23 protein-coding genes are annotated in these 17,515 nt (G+C 64.4%); 2 read left to right on the forward strand and 21 right to left on the reverse strand.

What is annotated here, in order from left to right; all coding sequences use genetic code 11:
• Positions 1-92: 92 nt before the first annotated feature.
• Complete coding sequence (gene tsaE / locus ABIE56_RS12250) at positions 93-542, reverse strand: tRNA (adenosine(37)-N6)-threonylcarbamoyltransferase complex ATPase subunit type 1 TsaE (RefSeq protein ID WP_429244091.1); 450 nt, start codon at positions 540-542, stop codon at positions 93-95.
• The gene (locus tag ABIE56_RS12255) at positions 542-2,017 is read right to left on the reverse strand and encodes an NAD(P)H-hydrate dehydratase (RefSeq protein WP_429244092.1); all 1,476 of its coding nucleotides are present in this window, start codon (positions 2,015-2,017) and stop codon (positions 542-544) included. The genes tsaE and ABIE56_RS12255 overlap by 1 nt, the downstream gene beginning before the upstream one ends.
• A 36-nt stretch (positions 2,018-2,053) precedes the next feature.
• Between ABIE56_RS12255 and queG the strand changes: the two genes are divergently transcribed.
• Positions 2,054-3,118: a tRNA epoxyqueuosine(34) reductase QueG gene (queG, locus tag ABIE56_RS12260; RefSeq protein ID WP_429244093.1), complete on the forward strand. Its 1,065-nt coding sequence runs from the start codon at positions 2,054-2,056 to the stop codon at positions 3,116-3,118.
• Between the two features lie 28 nt (positions 3,119-3,146).
• Here queG and ABIE56_RS12265 read toward each other — a convergent pair whose 3' ends face one another.
• Positions 3,147-4,586, reverse strand: coding sequence for an XVIPCD domain-containing protein (locus ABIE56_RS12265; protein WP_429244094.1), 1,440 nt, complete (start codon positions 4,584-4,586; stop codon positions 3,147-3,149).
• A gap of 11 nt (positions 4,587-4,597) precedes the next feature.
• Entirely contained in the window at positions 4,598-5,074 is a 477-nt protein-coding gene (locus ABIE56_RS12270) for a hypothetical protein (protein ID WP_429244095.1), read from the reverse strand.
• A gap of 321 nt (positions 5,075-5,395) precedes the next feature.
• On the opposite strand from ABIE56_RS12270, the gene ABIE56_RS12275 reads away from it, so the two are divergent.
• Positions 5,396-6,910 (forward strand): acetyl-CoA hydrolase/transferase family protein, encoded by a 1,515-nt coding sequence (locus tag ABIE56_RS12275; RefSeq protein WP_429244096.1) that lies wholly within the window; start codon positions 5,396-5,398, stop codon positions 6,908-6,910.
• 45 nt (positions 6,911-6,955) lie between these two features.
• On the opposite strand, the gene ABIE56_RS12280 is transcribed toward ABIE56_RS12275, so the two are convergent.
• From ABIE56_RS12280 to rplX, 17 genes are all read right to left on the reverse strand, one after another.
• Positions 6,956-8,329 carry a class II 3-deoxy-7-phosphoheptulonate synthase gene (locus ABIE56_RS12280; RefSeq protein WP_429244097.1) on the reverse strand — a complete coding sequence of 458 codons (1,374 nt, stop codon included), beginning with the start codon at positions 8,327-8,329 and terminating at the stop codon, positions 6,956-6,958.
• Positions 8,330-8,340: 11 nt separating this feature from the next.
• Positions 8,341-8,877 carry a disulfide bond formation protein B gene (locus ABIE56_RS12285; protein ID WP_429244098.1) on the reverse strand — a complete coding sequence of 179 codons (537 nt, stop codon included), beginning with the start codon at positions 8,875-8,877 and terminating at the stop codon, positions 8,341-8,343.
• 248 nt (positions 8,878-9,125) lie between these two features.
• Entirely contained in the window at positions 9,126-9,509 is a 384-nt protein-coding gene (gene rplQ, locus ABIE56_RS12290; RefSeq protein WP_429244099.1) for a 50S ribosomal protein L17, read from the reverse strand.
• Positions 9,510-9,716: 207 nt separating this feature from the next.
• A complete protein-coding gene (locus ABIE56_RS12295; protein ID WP_045831144.1) occupies positions 9,717-10,715 on the reverse strand; it encodes a DNA-directed RNA polymerase subunit alpha in 999 nt (332 codons plus the stop codon).
• Between the two features lie 16 nt (positions 10,716-10,731).
• Positions 10,732-11,358 carry a 30S ribosomal protein S4 gene (rpsD, locus tag ABIE56_RS12300; protein WP_029213873.1) on the reverse strand — a complete coding sequence of 209 codons (627 nt, stop codon included), beginning with the start codon at positions 11,356-11,358 and terminating at the stop codon, positions 10,732-10,734.
• Between the two features lie 11 nt (positions 11,359-11,369).
• Positions 11,370-11,756, reverse strand: coding sequence for a 30S ribosomal protein S11 (gene rpsK, locus ABIE56_RS12305; RefSeq protein WP_007513384.1), 387 nt, complete (start codon positions 11,754-11,756; stop codon positions 11,370-11,372).
• A 12-nt stretch (positions 11,757-11,768) separates the two neighbouring features.
• On the reverse strand, positions 11,769-12,125 hold the full coding sequence (gene rpsM / locus ABIE56_RS12310; RefSeq protein ID WP_429244100.1) for a 30S ribosomal protein S13: 357 nt from the start codon (positions 12,123-12,125) through the stop codon (positions 11,769-11,771).
• 127 nt (positions 12,126-12,252) lie between these two features.
• Positions 12,253-13,572 carry a preprotein translocase subunit SecY gene (gene secY, locus ABIE56_RS12315; RefSeq protein ID WP_429244101.1) on the reverse strand — a complete coding sequence of 440 codons (1,320 nt, stop codon included), beginning with the start codon at positions 13,570-13,572 and terminating at the stop codon, positions 12,253-12,255.
• Between the two features lie 4 nt (positions 13,573-13,576).
• Positions 13,577-14,008 (reverse strand): 50S ribosomal protein L15, encoded by a 432-nt coding sequence (gene rplO, locus ABIE56_RS12320; protein ID WP_429244102.1) that lies wholly within the window; start codon positions 14,006-14,008, stop codon positions 13,577-13,579.
• A gap of 6 nt (positions 14,009-14,014) precedes the next feature.
• On the reverse strand, positions 14,015-14,212 hold the full coding sequence (rpmD, locus tag ABIE56_RS12325; RefSeq protein ID WP_045831139.1) for a 50S ribosomal protein L30: 198 nt from the start codon (positions 14,210-14,212) through the stop codon (positions 14,015-14,017).
• Positions 14,205-14,714: a 30S ribosomal protein S5 gene (rpsE, locus tag ABIE56_RS12330; protein WP_029213879.1), complete on the reverse strand. Its 510-nt coding sequence runs from the start codon at positions 14,712-14,714 to the stop codon at positions 14,205-14,207. Before rpsE ends, rpmD begins: the two co-directional genes overlap by 8 nt.
• Positions 14,715-14,838: 124 nt before the next feature.
• On the reverse strand, positions 14,839-15,189 hold the full coding sequence (rplR, locus tag ABIE56_RS12335; RefSeq protein WP_429244103.1) for a 50S ribosomal protein L18: 351 nt from the start codon (positions 15,187-15,189) through the stop codon (positions 14,839-14,841).
• Positions 15,190-15,219: 30 nt separating this feature from the next.
• Complete coding sequence (gene rplF / locus ABIE56_RS12340) at positions 15,220-15,747, reverse strand: 50S ribosomal protein L6 (RefSeq protein ID WP_429244104.1); 528 nt, start codon at positions 15,745-15,747, stop codon at positions 15,220-15,222.
• Between the two features lie 11 nt (positions 15,748-15,758).
• Positions 15,759-16,154 carry a 30S ribosomal protein S8 gene (gene rpsH, locus ABIE56_RS12345; protein WP_429244105.1) on the reverse strand — a complete coding sequence of 132 codons (396 nt, stop codon included), beginning with the start codon at positions 16,152-16,154 and terminating at the stop codon, positions 15,759-15,761.
• A 174-nt stretch (positions 16,155-16,328) separates the two neighbouring features.
• A complete protein-coding gene (gene rpsN, locus ABIE56_RS12350; protein ID WP_247433841.1) occupies positions 16,329-16,634 on the reverse strand; it encodes a 30S ribosomal protein S14 in 306 nt (101 codons plus the stop codon).
• A 14-nt stretch (positions 16,635-16,648) separates the two neighbouring features.
• Positions 16,649-17,188: a 50S ribosomal protein L5 gene (rplE, locus tag ABIE56_RS12355; protein WP_247433838.1), complete on the reverse strand. Its 540-nt coding sequence runs from the start codon at positions 17,186-17,188 to the stop codon at positions 16,649-16,651.
• Between the two features lie 12 nt (positions 17,189-17,200).
• Complete coding sequence (gene rplX, locus ABIE56_RS12360) at positions 17,201-17,512, reverse strand: 50S ribosomal protein L24 (RefSeq protein ID WP_429244106.1); 312 nt, start codon at positions 17,510-17,512, stop codon at positions 17,201-17,203.
• Between the last annotated feature and the right edge of the window lie 3 nt (positions 17,513-17,515).

A 17,515-nucleotide genomic window follows, 5' to 3' on the forward strand; every position in this document is an offset into this window, starting at 1 on the left:
GCGCTGCAAGCGATGAGATTTCTCTACCTATGTAGCAGGGTGCTTGCACGCGATCGGGCTTGCCGAACACCCCATCGCGCGCAAGCGCGCTCCTACTGGAGCGAGTCGACGATCCGCCGGCCTACGGCTGTCCGAGGAAGAAAAGCCACCGCGCGGCCGGTGCCGTCGTGGCGGAAGCTGAGCTCCAGATCCACGGGCGGCAGCGCGCCGGCGCCGCGTTCGGGCCACTCCACCAGCACGATGGCACCGGGTTCGGCGAGGCTATCGAGGCCCAGCCATTCCAGCTCGCCCGGATCGGCGATGCGGTACAGGTCGAGGTGAAAGGCCTGGCGCTCGCCGAGCTCGTACCCTTCAACCAGGCTGTAGGTCGGGCTTTTCACCCGCTCCCCGACCCCTAGCGCTTGCAGGAAGGCGCGGGCGAAGGTCGTCTTGCCGGCGCCCAGGTCACCATGCAGGAACGCCACCAGGCCGTCGGGCAACGCGGCCGCGAGGCGACGGCCCAGGGCGATGGTGGCGGCTTCATCGGGCAGGACGAGTTCCATCAGGCCTCCAGGCCATTGACGAGGCGGCGCAACGGTTCGAGCAGGTCGCCGGCCAGCAGGCCACGCTCTCCCGCCCTGGCGGCGGCGTCGGCCGCACGGGCGTGCAGACCCACGCCGAGGCAGGCCGCTTCGAAAGGATCGCAGCCCTGCGCTAGCAGGCCCGCGATGATGCCGGTCAGCGTATCGCCCATACCGCCGCTGGCCATGCCCGGGTTACCCCAGGGGCACACCGCAACGTCGCCCTCGGGCGAGCCGATGAGGCTGCCGTTGCCTTTCAGCACCACCACGGCCTCGAAGCGACGGGCAAGTTTACGGACGGCATCGAAACGATCCGCCTGGATCTCGGCCGTGGAGATGCCAAGGAGACGTGCCGCTTCGCCCGGATGGGGGGTGAGCACGATGCGCGCAGGGAGCAGCCGCGGCTCGGCGTGCAACAGGTTGAGGCCATCGGCATCGAGCACGGTGGGCTTGCCGGCATCGAGCGCCGTGGTCCACAGGGCGTGCCCCCACGCCGCCTGGCCCAGGCCTGGGCCCAGTGCCACGACGGACGCCTTGTCCAGCATGGGCTGCAGGGTCTGCGGCCCATCCACAGCGTGGGCCATAAGCTCTGGGCGCGCCGCGTTCATGGCCAGTACGTTCTGCTCGCGGGTGGCCACGCTGATCAGGCCAGCGCCGGTCCGCGCCGCCGCCTCCGCCGCCATGCGCACGGCCCCGCCCGTACCGTGGTCTCCGCCCACGGCGAGCACATGGCCGTTCGTGCCCTTGTGCGAATCGCGGGGACGCGGCGGCAGGCCACGTGGCGTCAGGATCACGGCATCGGGCGGCTCGAGGATGCCTTCGGGCAGGCCGAGCGGGTGAAGCACCACCTGGCCGGCCATCTCGGCCAGGTGGGTGTGCATGCCGCGCTTGTGCACGATGAAGGTGGCCGTGGCCGTGGCACGCACCGCCACGCCCGGGCACGCCCCGGTGTCGGCCGACAGGCCCGAGGGAATATCCAGCGCAAGGACGGGCACCCCGGCCGCGTTGATTGCCTCGATGGCCCGCTTGGCCTCGCCCTCCGGCGCACGGTTCAGGCCGGTGCCGTAGATGGCATCCACGATCACGTCGGGGCTGGCGAGGGCGTCATCGTCCTCGGGCAGGGTCAGGACCCCGCCCGCGTCGAGGAAAGCCTGACGGGCCTCAGCGGCATCACCGCCCTCCTTCGGCTCGCCCAGGGCGATGACATCGGCATGCAGGCCCGCCGCGAGCGCATCGCGGGCCAGGAGGTAGCCATCGCCGCCGTTATTGCCTGCGCCGCACACGATCCGCAGCCGCCTGGCCTCGGGCCAATGCCGGCGTAACTGGGCAAACGCCGCCGCCGCGGCGCGCGACATCAGCTCAAAGCCAGGAATGCCCAGCTCGTCGATCGCACGCCGGTCGATGGCGCGCGACTGCGCTGAGGTGAACAGGGCGGTATCGCGGTGTGGGGCGCTCATCGTAGGGATTATAGGTGGGCCAAGTAGAATGGAGGCATGCCCGTTTCCACCGACATCGACTACGCCGCCCTGGCCAGCGACATTAAACGCTGGGCGCTCGAGCTCGGCTTCGCGGATGCTGGTATCGCAGGCACCGAGCTGGGCCATGACGAGGCGTACCTCGAGCGCTGGCTGGCCGATGGCCACCACGGCGAGATGGACTACATGGCTCGCCATGGTACGCGCCGTAGCCGCCCGGCCGAGCTGGAGCCGGGCACCCTGCGCGTCATCTCGGTCCGCATGGATTACATCCCGCCGGGCACGGCCAATGCCTGGGATGTCATCAACGATGGGGACAAGGCGTACATCGCCCGTTACGCGCTCGGCCGCGATTACCATAAGGTCATGCGTAACCGCCTGCAGAAGCTGGCGTCGCGCATCACCGAGCGCATCGGCGAGTTCGCCTACCGCGCGTACGTGGATTCCGCCCCCGTGCTGGAGAAGGCGCTTGCGCGCAACGCGGGGCTAGGCTGGATCGGCAAGCACACCGTCGTCATCAACAAGCGCGCCGGCTCGTACTTCTTCCTTGGCGAGCTCTACACCGACCTGCCGCTGCCAGTGGACGAACCCGCGACGGCGCACTGCGGCAGTTGCCGCAAGTGCATCGATATCTGCCCAACCCAGGCCATCGTGGCGCCGTACCGGCTCGACGCCCGTAAATGCATTTCGTACCTCACCATCGAACTCAAGGGCAGCATTCCCGAAGAACTGCGCGCACCCATGGGGAACCGCGTCTTCGGTTGCGACGATTGCCAGCTGATCTGCCCGTGGAACAAGTTTGCCCAGGATGCGACCGAACCGGATTTCGCGCCGCGTCACCGCCTGGATGGACCGAAGCTGGTGGAACTGTTCGCATGGAGCGAGGAGGAATTCCTCTCTCGCACCGAGGGGATGGCGATTCGCCGCACGGGGTACGAAGGCTGGCTGCGCAACCTTGCCGTAGGCCTTGGAAACGCGCCCACCACGGATGAGGTGGTGGACGCCTTGCTTGCGCGAGCCAATAACGACTCGGCCGTGGTGCGTGAGCACGTGGCGTGGGCGCTAGGCCGCCACGGCCATTGACGCGGGGCCAGGAGGCCCCGCCGTTCACTCAGGGACCCGGCATGGCATGCGACATCGCCTGGGCCTGCGCCGGTGGCGGCTGCGTGGCATGTTGCTGTGATGCAGACTGCTGTTGCGCGACCTGGTGGTGGCTGGCCTGTTGTGCGCGTTCCGCGACCGCCTGCCACGCGACACTGCTTTGCTCGATCGGCGTGTTGACCGCCTGCTGCGTCGACGCCTCGGCGATACGCTTGTGCGGCGAATCCAGCTGGCCTTCCACGGCATAGGCTTTCGACGCATCCGCGTTGAGCACCACGTGATCGACTGATTTCAGGCCCTGCTCGCGGGCCGCGACGGTCAATGCGCCCGCCAGGTTTTCGCTCTGCTGGTCGGGCGTCCTGCCATGCTGCGCATCGAGCCGATGCACTGCACCCTGCGTCTGCTTGAACAGCGCATGGTCCGGGTGATCGCTGTTATCCAGCGTGACAGGTGCCGAACCGGGAACGACCGGCTGGTAGACATGCGACGTTGCCGAGTCGCGGAAATGGCGCGCTGTCGGCGGCTGCGTGCTGGTGTCCAGATAAGGCATGGCGTTGTGGTTCGCGCCAAGGTCGATACCGTTCTGCGCCATGATGCCGGGATCCAGATGAAGCGACTTCAGGTCGAGCGCCATGGGCGCCTGCCCATTCCCGTAGTGGCGCTCGTACTGCACCGCGACGCCTGCGGCCCAGGCGCCGTAGTAGTTCGCATACGACGAGTTGCCGTTGTGTCCGAGCGTCGATGACCGGTCGAAATAATTCTTGCCCATGCCTTCGATATTGGCCGGCGTGGACGCCATCGTCAGGTCAGCATTCACCGTGAGGTTGGAGCGCATGCTGTACGTCGCGGGCAGCTGGCTGCGATCGACGTGGATGAAATCATCCATGCGCCCCGGGTTGCGCTTGTAGATGTCTTCGAGCGTGGGCGCGGGCGCGTGGTTCGTCTGCGCTTCGAGACGCGCGGCGCTGACCGTCGCGTTCCATCCGGAGATCTCCGCACCGGCCTCATCACGGCGGCTCGCAGCGATCACATCGCCCACGGGCTTCGTATAGTCGTGGGGCGTGGTTTTTGATTGCGCCACAGCCTGCAGGTCGTGGGTGAACTGCGTGTTGGCCTTCGCGATATCGGCCGCGTTGAACCCGTGCTGCAATTCGTGGCCGAGTACGAAGGTCGCTTCTGACGCGTCGTACTTGCCGCCTGCCGGCGTGGAAAGACTGGTGAGTGGCAAGCGCATCTCGTGGGCACCGGCGTTGTACTCGCCGCCAGCGTGCGGGTTGTTCAAGGCAACGATGCGCTGCAGGTGGCCTGCATCGACGGCACGGTTCACTTCATCCACCAGTGCCGGGGAGGCATGGATGGTATCGGTCAGGTTCTTCAGTTGATCGGGGGTGACTCCAGGCTCTTTCCCGAACGCCTGGAGCACTGCTTCGGCTTTCGCGTTGAGTGGCATGGCCGGCCCCCTTAGCGCACGAGGACCATGTGCACGCAGGCGCCCGCGGCATCCGCGCCTTCGGCGACCAGCGGGTAGACCTCGACGTGTTGTCCCGGGCGGTCGAACGCATCGTAAGTCCAGCGGCCGTGCTCGCCGTGCGCGCTCTGGCGCGTGAAGCCCATGCGCTCCAGTTCCTGCGTGAAGTGGCCGAAATCAGGGGTGCAGATCGGCGTCGCGGCCGGACGGTCCTCACCGACCGGAGAGAAGATCAGGTCGACACGCGGCCCCACGGTACCGACCTGCTGCCGCTCGACGCTGAAGGCCCAGCCGCCGGTCAGTGGCTGTGCGTAGCCGAAATGATCCGTGCTCAGGCGCTTGATCGGCAGGCCCAGGCGCTCGCCCATGGCTTCCGGCGTGAGCTCCGCCACCGAGGGCGTCGTACGGATCAGTTCCAGCATGCCGTGCATGGCCTGCTCGGCGGTGACGTGGGCGGCGGACGCGTTCATGCGGGGTGTCTCCTTCGCTTCGGTAGCGTGCGTAAGCGGGGCCGAGGCGGCCAGTAAGGTGGCGAGGGCCAACCGCGCGGGGTGACCGAACAAACCGGGGTGACGCAAGCGTTGCCGGGGCATCGCGACTCCTTCCATGGCCGCCAGGTCGCGGCCCGCCCGAGCGTAGCAAAAGGCCCACCGCGATTCCGGCACCGTGTCTCGGTTCGTTCAGCCCGGGACACGCCCTGCGGCACGTTGCCATACCACCATGGTCGGATGGGCCGTACCGCAGCGCAGATGGGAAAATGGCCGGTCCCCTCCCGCAGCACCGGCTCGCCCATGTCCTCCGATCGCATCCGCTCCTCCCTCCTGCGCGACCGCGTGGTCAGCGCGGAGGCCGCCGCCGCCCTTATCCAGCCCGGCGAGACCGTGGCCATGAGCGGCTTCACCGGCTCCGGCTACCCCAAGGCTGTACCACTGGCCCTGGCCCGGCGCATCGAAGATGCCCACGTGGCGGGCGAGGCGTTCCGCATCCGCCTGATGACCGGCGCCTCGACCGCGCCGGAACTCGATGGCGCCCTCGCCAAGGCCGATGGCATCGCGCTGCGCATGCCGTTCCAGACCGATCCGGACGCACGCCAGCGGATCAACGCCGGCACGCTGGATTACATCGATATCCATCTGAGCCACGTGGCCCAGCATGTGTGGTTTGGCTTCTACGGCGATATCGATACTGCCGTCGTTGAGGTGGCCGGCATCCGCGAGGATGGCTCGTTGATTCCCTCCACGTCGGTGGGCAACAACAAGACCTGGCTCGACCTCGCGAAGAAAGTGATCATCGAGGTCAACGACTGGCAGCCGGAAGGGATTGATGGCATGCACGATGTCTACTACGGCACCGCCCTGCCCCCGCACCGTAAGCCCATTCCGCTGGTAAACGCCGACGATCGCATCGGTGAAACCTCGCTGCGCGTGGACCCGGACAAGGTCGTCGCGGTGGTACGCACGCATGGCCCCGATCGCAACAGCCCGTTCTCGCCGGCTGACGACACGAGCAAGCGCATCGCCGGGCACCTCATCGAATTCCTGCAGCATGAAGTGAAGAAGGGCCGCCTGCCGGCAAACCTTTTGCCACTCCAGTCGGGTGTGGGCAATATTCCCAACGCCGTGCTGGCGGGGCTTTCCGAGAGCGGGTTCCGCGACCTGGCCGCGTTCACCGAAGTGATCCAGGACGGCATGCTCGACATGCTGCGCGATGGCGTGCTCCGCGTCGCGTCGTGCACGGGCTTCGCCCTGAGCCCGGCGGCAAACGAGGAGTTCAAGCGCAATATCGGTTTCTACCGTGAGCGCATCATCATGCGCACGCAGGAGATCTCGAACCACCCGGAGCTGGTTCGCCGGTTGGGCTGCATCGCGATGAACGGCATGATCGAGGCGGACCTGTACGGCAACGTGAATTCGACCCACGTGATGGGCAGCCGGATCATGAATGGCATCGGCGGCTCGGGCGATTTCGCGCGCAACAGTTTCCTGTCGATCTTCCTGAGCCCGAGCACGGCGAAGAACGGCAGCATCTCGGCACTGGTGCCGATGGTGAGCCACGTGGATCACACCGAGCACGATGTATCGATCATCGTGACCGAGCACGGCCTGGCGGATCTGCGCGGGCTGCCGCCGCGACATCGTGCACGGCAGATCCTGGATCACTGTGTCGACCCGTCGTACCGCGCGCAGCTTGAGGATTATTTTGACCGGGCTTCGCGCGTGAGTTTCGGCAAGCACACGCCACACCTGCTGCCGGAGGCGTTGTCGTGGCACCAGCGGTGGCTGGATACCGGGACGATGCTGGCCTGATCTCGCGCTGGCAAAAAGAAACCCCGCCGAAGCGGGGTTTCTTTGTTACACCATGCCGCCCGATTTCCTCACGATCAGCATGGCCAGTTCCAGCGACTGCTCGTAGTTCAGGCGTGGATCCACCATCGACTTGTACGCGCGATCCAGATCCTGCTCCACCAGGCCACGCGCACCACCCAGGCACTCGGTCACGTTCTCACCCGTCAGCTCCAGATGCACGCCGCCAAGGCGCGTACCTACCGCTGCGTGGATATCGAACGCCTGGTCGAGCTCGCCCGCGATATTCGCGAAGCGGCGCGTCTTGTAGCCGTTGCTCGTGCTCTCGGTGTTGCCGTGCATCGGATCGGCCACCCACAACACCCGGCGGCCATCACGCTTCACCGCCTCCAGCAACGGCTGGAGCTGGGTTGCGATCTTGTCGTTGCCCATGCGGTGGATCAGGGTCAGGCGGCCCGGTTCATCGTTCGGGTTGAGCACATCGATCAGGCGCAGCAGGTCGTCCGGCTGCACCGTCGGGCCCACTTTCACCGCGATGGGATTGCGGATGCCACGGAAGTATTCCGTGTGTGCGCCATCCAGCGCAGCGGTGCGCATGCCGATCCACGGGAAATGGGTGGACAGGTTGAACCAGCCGTCCTGGCGCGGTACCTGGCGCGTCAGCGCTTCTTCGTAGTGCAGCAGCAGCGCTTCGTGCGAGGTGTAGAAATCCACGCGCGAGTAGCTCGAGATCGACTGGCCGGCCAGCGTCTCCATGAAACGCAGCGAATCACCGATGCTGGCGACCATGCGCTTGTACTCCGCCGCGAGCGGCGAGTGCTCCACCCACGCCAGGTCCCAGTATTCCGGGTGGTGCAGGTCGGCGAAGCCACCATCGATCAGCGCGCGGACGAAGTTCATCGTCATCGCGGAACGGGCGTGCGCCTTGATCAGGCGCTGCGGATCCGCACGGCGCGCTTCCGGGGTGAACTCGGGGCTGTTGACCAGATCGCCGCGGAACGCCGGCAACGTGACGCCGTCGCGTGTCTCGGTATCCGCCGAACGCGGCTTGGCGTACTGGCCCGCAAAGCGGCCCACGCGCAACACCGGCTTCTTCAGGCCATGGACGAGCACCAGGCTCATCTGCAGCAACACCTTGAGCCGGTTCGAAATGATGGGACTGTTGCAGTCGGCGAAGCTCTCGGCGCAGTCGCCGCCCTGGAGCAGGAAGCGTTCGCCCTCCTGGGCTTCGGCAATGCGCTGCTTGAGGGTGTTGATCTCCCAGGACGTGACGAGCGGCGGCAGCTGGCCCAGCTGGGCGAGCGACGCGTTCAGCTCAGCCTGGTTCTCATACGTGGGCTGCTGCAACGCGGTCCGCGAACGCCAGGTGCCCGGCGCCCAGTTGGCGGTCGGGGGAGGAACGGCTTTGAGGGAGTGCGGCATGACAGCGGGACCTACGTGGTTGCGCTTTGGACGGCGCGGGAAGACGGGGAGCGGGTGGTGCTGCGCAGGGCCAGCCAGGCCCATACGGTGAGGACGATGAACCAGATGAGCGTCCATGCCGGCATGGGCAGGCCGAGGATCGGCTCGATCTTGGCGCACTCACCCGAACCGGTGAATGCGAGTTTCAGCATTTTCAGGAATGGGAATGCATCGAACAGGTAGCCCAGGCCGGGCCCGCACGCGGGGACTTGATCGGCAGGCAGACTCTGGAGCCAGAGATGGCGGCCAGCCGTGGCGATGCCCCAGGCGCCGCCGAGGGTGATGAGCACGGCGTAGACCGTGCGCGCGCCCTTCTTCAGCGGGCCGTGCAGGGCGCCGATCAGGAAGAACAGGCCCATCACGCACACGGCGATGCGCTGGAAGATGCACAGCGGGCACGGGTCGAGATGCATCTGGTATTGGGCGTACAGCGCGAAGCCCATGAGGCCGGCACAGACGAGGAAACCAGCGAGATATCGCGAGCGGTACGACCAGGTAAGAGGGTTCATTGGGGGATGGTGCGGTGCGGGGATGCCCACGTTAACGCTTTGTGCACCGGTTTGTCAGCAGGTCGAAGAAGTTTCGTTTGTAACCACGTCAAGGACTTAGCGTCGCGGTGCCGCCGATCGCGCGCAAGCGCGCTCCTACAGGGGCGTGGCGCCCACCCGTGCGGCCCTACGCGTGGATCCGGCGCAAAAGAAAAGCCCCGGCTGATGGCTCAGCCGGGGCTTTGGGTGTTGCTTAAAACGAAGGACGCTTACTCGGCGTCGACCGCTTCAACCTGCGGGCGATCGACCAGTTCGACGTACGCCATCGGAGCGTTGTCGCCCGGGCGGAAGCCGCACTTGAGGATGCGCAGGTAGCCGCCGGGACGCTCGCGGTAACGCGGGCCAAGCTCGACGAACAGCTTGCCCACAGCCTGCTTGTCGCGCAGGCGCGAGAAAGCGAGGCGGCGGTTGGCGACGCCATCGGTCTTGGCGAGCGTGATGAGCGGCTCGGCGACGCGACGGAGTTCCTTCGCCTTGGGAAGGGTGGTGCGGATCAGCTCGTGCTTGATCAGCGACGCGGCCATGTTCTTGAACATGGCTTCGCGGTGGCTGCTCGTACGGTTGAGCTTGCGACCGGATTTCTGGTGGCGCATGGCGTTTACTCTCTATAGGTCTGTTGTTATGAAAAGGCGGCCAGGGTGGCCGGCTTCCCGCGGTTGCCCGCTATTCGAGGCTGTCAAAACGCCCCGTTATAAGAGCACGGCCTCTGTGGACCGCTATCGAAGCCCGGTGGAAGTGCGCGTGGCATCCGCCGGTTGGTGCAAAAGACCGGGGCGATCAAGTGATCGCCCCGGGGTATATCAGCCCAGCTGCATGCCGTGGGAAAGACCCGGCGGCGGCCAGTTTTCGAGCTTCATGCCGAGCGCGAGACCACGACCGCCAAGGACATCCTTGATTTCGGTCAGGGACTTCTTGCCCAGGTTCGGGGTCTTGAGCAGTTCCACTTCGGTCTTCTGAACCAGATCGCCGATGTAGTAGATGCTCTCCGCCTTCAGGCAGTTCGCCGAACGGACCGTCAGTTCGAGATCGTCGATCGGACGAAGCAGCAGCGGATCGAAACCGCCCTTCTCCGCCTTGGTCGAATCGGACTCGCGGCGCGAGAAATCGCCGAAAACCGACAGCTGGTCGTTGATGATTTCCGCTGCCTTACGGACAGCGTCTTCAGCGCCGATCGTGCCGTTCGTCTCGATGTCGAGCACGAGCTTATCGAGGTTGGTGCGCTGCTCAACACGAGCGGCGTCCACTTCGTAAGCCACGCGCAACACCGGCGCGAACGACGCGTCGAGCTGCAGACGGCCGATGGGCCGCGTTTCGTCATCCGGATGCTGGCGCGCGCTGGCGGGCTGGTAGCCGACGCCCTTGCGAACCTTAAGACGCATGTTCAGGGCCACATCCTTGGTGAGGTGGCAGATCACATGGTCCGGATTGACGATTTCAACAGTGTGGTCGACGGCGATATCGCCCGCCGTGACCACGCCCTTGCCCTTCTTCGAAAGCGTCAGGGTGACTTCGTCACCGCTGTGCTGGCGAATGGCAACGTCCTTGAGGTTCAGGAGAACCTCAATGACATCTTCCTGAAGGCCTTCCAGGGTGGTGTACTCGTGCAGCACGCCGTCGATTTCGACTTCGACGATGGCGCTGCCCGGAATCGAAGAGAGCAGCACGCGGCGCAGCGCGTTGCCCAGGGTGTGGCCAAAACCACGCTCGAGCGGCTCTACCACTACCTTAGCGCGGTTGGCGCCAAGCTGCTCGACGCTGAGGCCACGAGGCCGCAGCACACTAGTTGACGATACTGCCATGCAAGGCTCCGGTGAATTACTTCGAGTAAAGCTCGACGATCAGGGCTTCGTTGATATCGGCCGGCAGATCACCACGATCCGGAACGGCCTTGAACGTGCCTGCGAACTTCTTGCTGTCGACCTCGACCCACGACGGACGAAGATCCATCGTGTCGTAGATCGTCGCCGCTTCCTGCACACGCAGCTGGGTGCGGGCCTTTTCAGTCAGCGAAACCTCGTCGCCCGGACGGACGTGGTACGAGGGAACGTTGACCTTCTTGCCGTTGACCGTCACCGACTTATGGGCGACGAGCTGGCGGGCCTGGGCGCGGGTGACCGCGAAACCCATGCGATATACGACGTTGTCGAGACGGCTTTCCAGGAGGCGAAGCAGGTTTTCACCCGTGTTGCCCTTCTGGGTCGAAGCCTTGGTGTAGTAGTTGCTGAACTGACGCTCAAGCACGCCGTAGATGCGCTTGACCTTCTGCTTCTCACGCAACTGAACAGCGTAGTCGGACAGACGGGCGCGCTTGTTGGCGCCATGCTGACCGGGCTTGTTTTCGAGCTTGCACTTGGAATCAAGCGCGCGGGCCGGGCTCTTCAGACCGAGGTCGGCACCTTCACGACGCGCAAGTTTGCAGGTAGCTCCACGATAACGGGCCATGGGTATGCTCCTTAGACGCGACGCTTCTTGGGGGGACGGCAGCCGTTATGCGGAATCGGCGTGACGTCAATAATGTTGAGCACCTTGTAGCCCAACGCGTTGAGAGAACGCACGGCCGACTCGCGGCCCGGGCCGGGGCCCTTGATGCGAACTTCCACGGTCTTCACACCGTAGTCGCCGGCAGCGCGGCCAGCCTTTTCGGCGGCAACCTGGGCAGCGAACGGGGTCGACTTGCGGGAGCCGCGGAAACCCGCGCCGCCTGCGGTCGCCCACGACAGGGCGTTGCCCTGGCGATCGGTGATCGTGACGATGGTGTTGTTGAAGGAAGCCTGCACGTGGGCCACGGCATCCGTGACAACGCGCTTGATCTTCTTCTTGGTCTTAACCGGCTTAGCCATAATCGGTATCCGTTACTTCTTGATCGGACGACGCGGACCCTTACGGGTACGGGCGTTGGTACGCGTGCGCTGGCCGCGCACCGGCAGGCCGCGACGGTGGCGCAGGCCACGGTAGCAACCCAGGTCCATCAGACGCTTGACTGCCATGCCGATTTCACGGCGGAGGTCGCCCTCGACCGTGTACTTAGCGATTTCGGCGCGGATCTTTTCGACCTCGCCTTCGCTCAACGACTTGATCTGGGTGGTCGGAACCACGCCAGCGTCAGAACAGACCTTCTTCGCCCGCGAACGGCCGATTCCGTAAATGCTCTGCAGGCCAACCCAGACATGCTTCTGGACCGGCAAATTGACACCCGCGATGCGCGCCATGATGTACTGTCTCCAATGTGCTTCGAGCGCGGTAAACGCGCAATTCTAACCTTGTTTAACCTAAACGGGAAGTCCTGCGGCACCTGGGCGCCGCGGCCTCCCCTACTCGGGGACTTCCAGTCTAATCTCAGCCGCGGCGGAGATTAGACTTTTTAAGCAGACTCTCGTACTGGTGGCTCACAAGATGGGCCTGGACCTGGGCCGTAAAGTCCATCACCACCACCACCACGATCAGCAGCGAAGTGCCGCCGAAATAGAACGGGACTTGCCAGGCGCTCTGCATGAACGACGGCACCAGACAGACCAGGACGATGTAGAGCGCGCCAACACCCGTAAGACGAGTCATGACGCCATCGATGTAGTCCGCCGTGGCCCGACCCGGACGGATGCCCGGAATCAGTGCGCCCGAACGCTTGAGGTTATCGGCCGTTTCCTGCGAGTTGAACACGATCGCCGTATAGAAGAAGGCGAAGCCGATGACCAGGACCGCGAACACGATGTCGTATACCGGCTCACCCGGGGTCAGCGCAGTGGTGAGCCACTGGAGCCAACGCATCTGGTGAGTCCAGCCAAACATGTTGGCTGCGGTCGCCGGGAACAACAGCAGGCTGCTCGCGAAGATCGGCGGAATGACGCCCGCCATGTTGATCTTGAGCGGCAGGTGCGAGGTCTGGCGCTGGAACTGACGCTGGTTGCCCTGCTTCGCGTAGTTCACGGTGATGCGACGCTGCGCACGCTCCATGAACACCACGAATGCCGTGACACCCAGGATGACCACCACGACCATCAGCAGCTTCAGCACCGTCAGCTGGCCGTTGTCGGCCATCGAGAGCGTGTGCACCACCGCTGCGGGCAGGCCAGCCACGATACCGGCGAAGATCAGCATCGAAATGCCGTTGCCGATGCCGCGCTCAGTGATCTGCTCACCCAGCCACATCAGGAACATGGTGCCAGCCGTAAGGCCAACCACCGACGCCATGATGAAGCCCGCGCCCGGCATGTACACCACCGGACCGTGAGCACCCGTCTGTCCCTGGAGGTTGATCGCGATACCGAAGGCCTGGAAGGCTGCAAGGCCCACCGTGCCGAAACGGGTATACGTGGTCATCTTCCGGCGACCCGACTCGCCTTCCTTGCGCAGTGCCATCAGCGACGGAATGACCGAACCCATCATCTGGATCACGATCGACGCCGAAATGTAGGGCACCACGCCCAGCGCGAATACCGAGAAGCGGGACAGCGAACCACCCGAGAACATGTTGACCATGTTCAGCAGGCCGCCGCCGCCCTCAACCAGGCTCGTCATCGCCTCAGGATTCACGCCCGGAACGGGAATGAACGAACCGAGGCGGAAGACGATCAGCGCACCAATCAGGAAAAAGATGCGCTGACGCAGTTCCGTCAGTTTGCCCAGCGAGCCGAGCGTATTGCCCTGCGCTCCAGCCACTGGATTACTCCACGCTGCCGCCGGCGGCTTCGATGGCGGCCTTGGCACCGGCCGTCACGAGCACACCCTGCAGCTTGATGGCGCGGCTGATCTCGCCCTTCAGCACGATCTTGATCTTCTTGGCGCGGCTGGTCACGAGGCCAGCGGCGTGCAGAGCGATCGGATCGATGGTGTCGGCCTGGATCGAAGCCAGCTGGTACAGCATGACCTGCTCGGTGTCCGCCTTCTTGAGCGAGCGGAAACCAACCTTCGGCAGGCGGCGCTGCAGCGGCATCTGGCCGCCTTCGAAACCGACGCGATGGGTGTTACCAGCGCGGGCGTGCTGACCCTTGTGGCCGCGGCCGGCGGTCTTGCCGAGGCCGGAACCGATACCGCGAGCAACGCGGGTGCGGGTCTTGCGGGCGCCCTTGCCGGGCTTGATGTCGTTAAGACGCATGATTGCTTACTCCTCGACCCGAACCAGGTAGTAGACCGTGTTGATAAGGCCACGGACCTGCGGGGAATCCTTCAGTTCGCGCACATCGTTGAGCTTGTTCAGGCCCAGGGCCTTCACGCTCAGACGATGGCGACCCTGCACACCGCGCAGGCCCTTGACCAGGCGCACGCGGACGGTGCCGGCGGTTTCGTTGTTCTTAGCCATTACCCAGCACCTCTTCGATCGTCTTGCCACGCTTGGCGGCGATACGCTTCGGCGAGGCGACGGCCTGCAGACCCTTGATCGTCGCGCGGACGAGGTTGATCGGGTTGCGCGAGCCGACGGCCTTGGCCAGCACGTCCTTCACGCCGACCACTTCGAGGACAGCGCGCATGGCGCCGCCGGCGATGACGCCGGTACCCTGCGAGGCAGGCTGCATGTAGACGCGGGCGGCGCCGTGGTTAGCCTTGATGGCGTACCACAACGTACCGTTGTTCAGTTCAATGCTCACCATGTTGCGGCGGGCGCGCTCCATGGCCTTGGAAATGGCGACCGGCACTTCACGGGCCTTGCCATAACCAAAACCGACGCGGCCTTCGCCATCGCCGACAACCGTCAGCGCGGTGAAGCTCATCTGGCGGCCACCCTTGACGGTCTTGGCCACGCGGTTGACGGCGATAAGCTTTTCAAGCATGCCGTCCGAATTTTCGCGATCTGTCGAGGACATCTCTTTTCCTGATAGCCCGGAATGATAGTTAGCCGGGACTTCTGTTTACGGCTTGGTCGCCGCTTGGAGTTGTAGGTGCATCGCAGATGCCGGCCCCCGAAGGGACCGGCATCCATGCCAGGCCTTAGAACTTCAGGCCGGCCTCACGAGCCGCATCGGCAAGCGCCTTGATGCGACCGTGGTAACGGAAGCCCGAGCGATCGAACGCGACGGCTTCGATACCGGCGGCCTGGGCGCGCTCGGCAACGATGCGGCCCACCGTGGTGGCGGCCTCGACGTTCTTCTTGCTCTTGAGGCCTTCGGCGACCGACTTCTGCACGGTCGAGGCAGCTGCCACGACGGTGCCGTTCGGTGCGAAGACCTGGGCGTAAATGTGCTGACCGGTGCGGTGCACGCTCAGGCGGGCGACAGCGAGCTCACGGATGTGGGCACGGGTCGACTTGGCGCGGCGCAGGCGGGATTCGTTCTTGTTCATCGTCTCGTCTCCAGGAAGCGGATAGGCCGATTAGGCCTTCTTGGCTTCCTTCAGGATGATCTTCTCGCCCGCGTAACGGACGCCCTTGCCCTTGTAGGGCTCCGGCGAACGGAAAGCGCGGATCTTGGCGGCAACCTGGCCCACGAGCTGCTTGTCGGCGCCCTTGATCAGGACTTCCGTCTGCGTCGGGGTTTCGATGGTGATGCCTGCCGGCGCTTCGAAAACAACCGGGTGCGAGAAACCGAGCGACAGGTTGATCGAGTTGCCCTGCATCTGCGCGCGGTAACCCACGCCGACCAGCTCGAGCTTCTTTTCGAAGCCGTTGGCAACGCCGGCGACCATGTTCGCGACGATCGCGCGGGCGGTGCCGCCGAACTTGTCGTCAGCGCCATCGGCCAGGACGACCGTGGCCACGCCATTTTCCTGCGAGAACGAAACGCCCGGCAGTTCGTGGGTGGTCAGGGTGCCCTTGGGGCCCTTGACGGAGACGGTGCCGTTGGCGATCGCGATTTCAACGCCCTTCGGGAGGGTGATGGGCTTCTTGGCTACACGTGACATGTCGGGACTCCTTACGCCACCTGGCCAATGACTTCGCCACCCAGACCCTTGGCGCGGGCCTGCGCGTCGGTCAGGAGACCGGCGGAGGTGGAGATGATCGAAATACCCAGGCCACCGAGGACCTTCGGCAGCTCGTCCTTGCCGCGGTAAACGCGGAGACCCGAACGGCTGACACGGGAAATGGATTCGATGGCCGGACGGCCTTCGAAGTACTTCAGCTTGATTTCGAGGACCGGCTTGCCGCCTTCATCGGCGACGCGGGCGTCGAGGACATAGCCTTCGTTCTGCAGCAGCTGGGCGAGGGCCAGCTTCATCTTCGACGACGGCATACGAACAACCGACTTGCCAGTGGCCTGGCTATTGCGGATGCGCGTAAACAGATCGGCGATGGGATCAGTCATGCTCATAGAAAAAACCCTTGAGAGTGCACCGATATCCGAATTACCGGAGATCTTTAAATTGTAAAGCCGACAGAACGTCGGTCTGCATTGCGCAGACCAACGACTATATCAGGCTGTAGCGGGTTGGGCAACTTCTGCCCAACCCGGGCCCTGCCCCGCCCTTGCGGGCGGACCAGGTTATTACCAGCTAGCCTTGCGCAGGCCCGGCACGTCGCCACGCATGGTGGCTTCGCGCAGCTTGTTACGGCCAAGGCCGAACTTGCTGTAGACGCCACGCGGGCGACCGGTCAGGGCGCAGCGGTTGCGCTGACGCGACGGCGAAGCGTCACGCGGCAGCTTCTGCAGCTTGGTCTGGGCTTCCATCTTCTCGTCATACGAGGCGGTGGCGCTCAGGACGATCGCCTTGAGTTCGGCGCGCTTGGCGGCGTACTTCTTGGCGAGCTTGGAGCGCTTGAGGTCGCGCTCGATCATCGAGGTCTTGGCCATGTTCTACCTGGTAATCAGTTACGGAACGGGAAGCTGAAGGCTTCCAGCAGTGCCTTGGCTTCTTCGTCGGACTTCGCAGTGGTGGTGATGGAGATATCCATACCGCGCAGCGCGTCGACCTGGTCGAAGTCGATTTCCGGGAAGATGATCTGTTCCTTGATGCCGAAGTTGTAGTTACCACGGCCATCAAATGCACGGCCCGACACGCCACGGAAGTCGCGCGTACGCGGCAGCGAGACGTTGATCAGGCGATCAAGGAACTCCCACATCTGGGCACGGCGCAGGGTGACCTTGCAACCGATCGGCCAGCCGTCGCGGATCTTGAACGATGCGACGGAGACGCGAGCCTTCGTGGTGACCGGCTTCTGGCCGGAGATCTTGGCCATGTCGGCCACGGCATTCTCGAGGATCTTCTTGTTACCGGCGGCTTCGCCGACGCCCATGTTGAGCGTGATCTTCGTGATGCGCGGGACCTGCATGACATTCTGGTAACCGAAGCGCTCAGTGAGCTTCTGCATTACCGACTCTTTGTAAAACGTTTCAAGACGGGTCATGACTTCGGTTCCTTACGCGTCGACCACTTCGCCAGAGACGAACACGCGCACCTTGCGCCCGTCCTCGAGCGTCTTGGTGCCAACGCGCTCGCCCTTGTTTGCGGCGGAGTTGAAGAGCTGGACATTGGAAATGTGGATCGAGGCCTCACGCTCGACGATACCGCCAGGCTGGTTGGCCTGGGGGTTCGGCTTGGTGTGACGCTTGACGAGGTTCACGTTCGAGACGACCACACGGTCGCCGTCGACACGCAGCACGTCGCCGCGCTGGCCCTTGTTCTTGCCGGTGAGCACGACGACGTGGTCACCTTTGCGGATACGGTTCATGTT

The sequence above is a fragment of the Luteibacter sp. 621 genome (genome assembly GCF_050435445.1).
Classification (GTDB): Bacteria; Pseudomonadota; Gammaproteobacteria; order Xanthomonadales; family Rhodanobacteraceae; genus Luteibacter.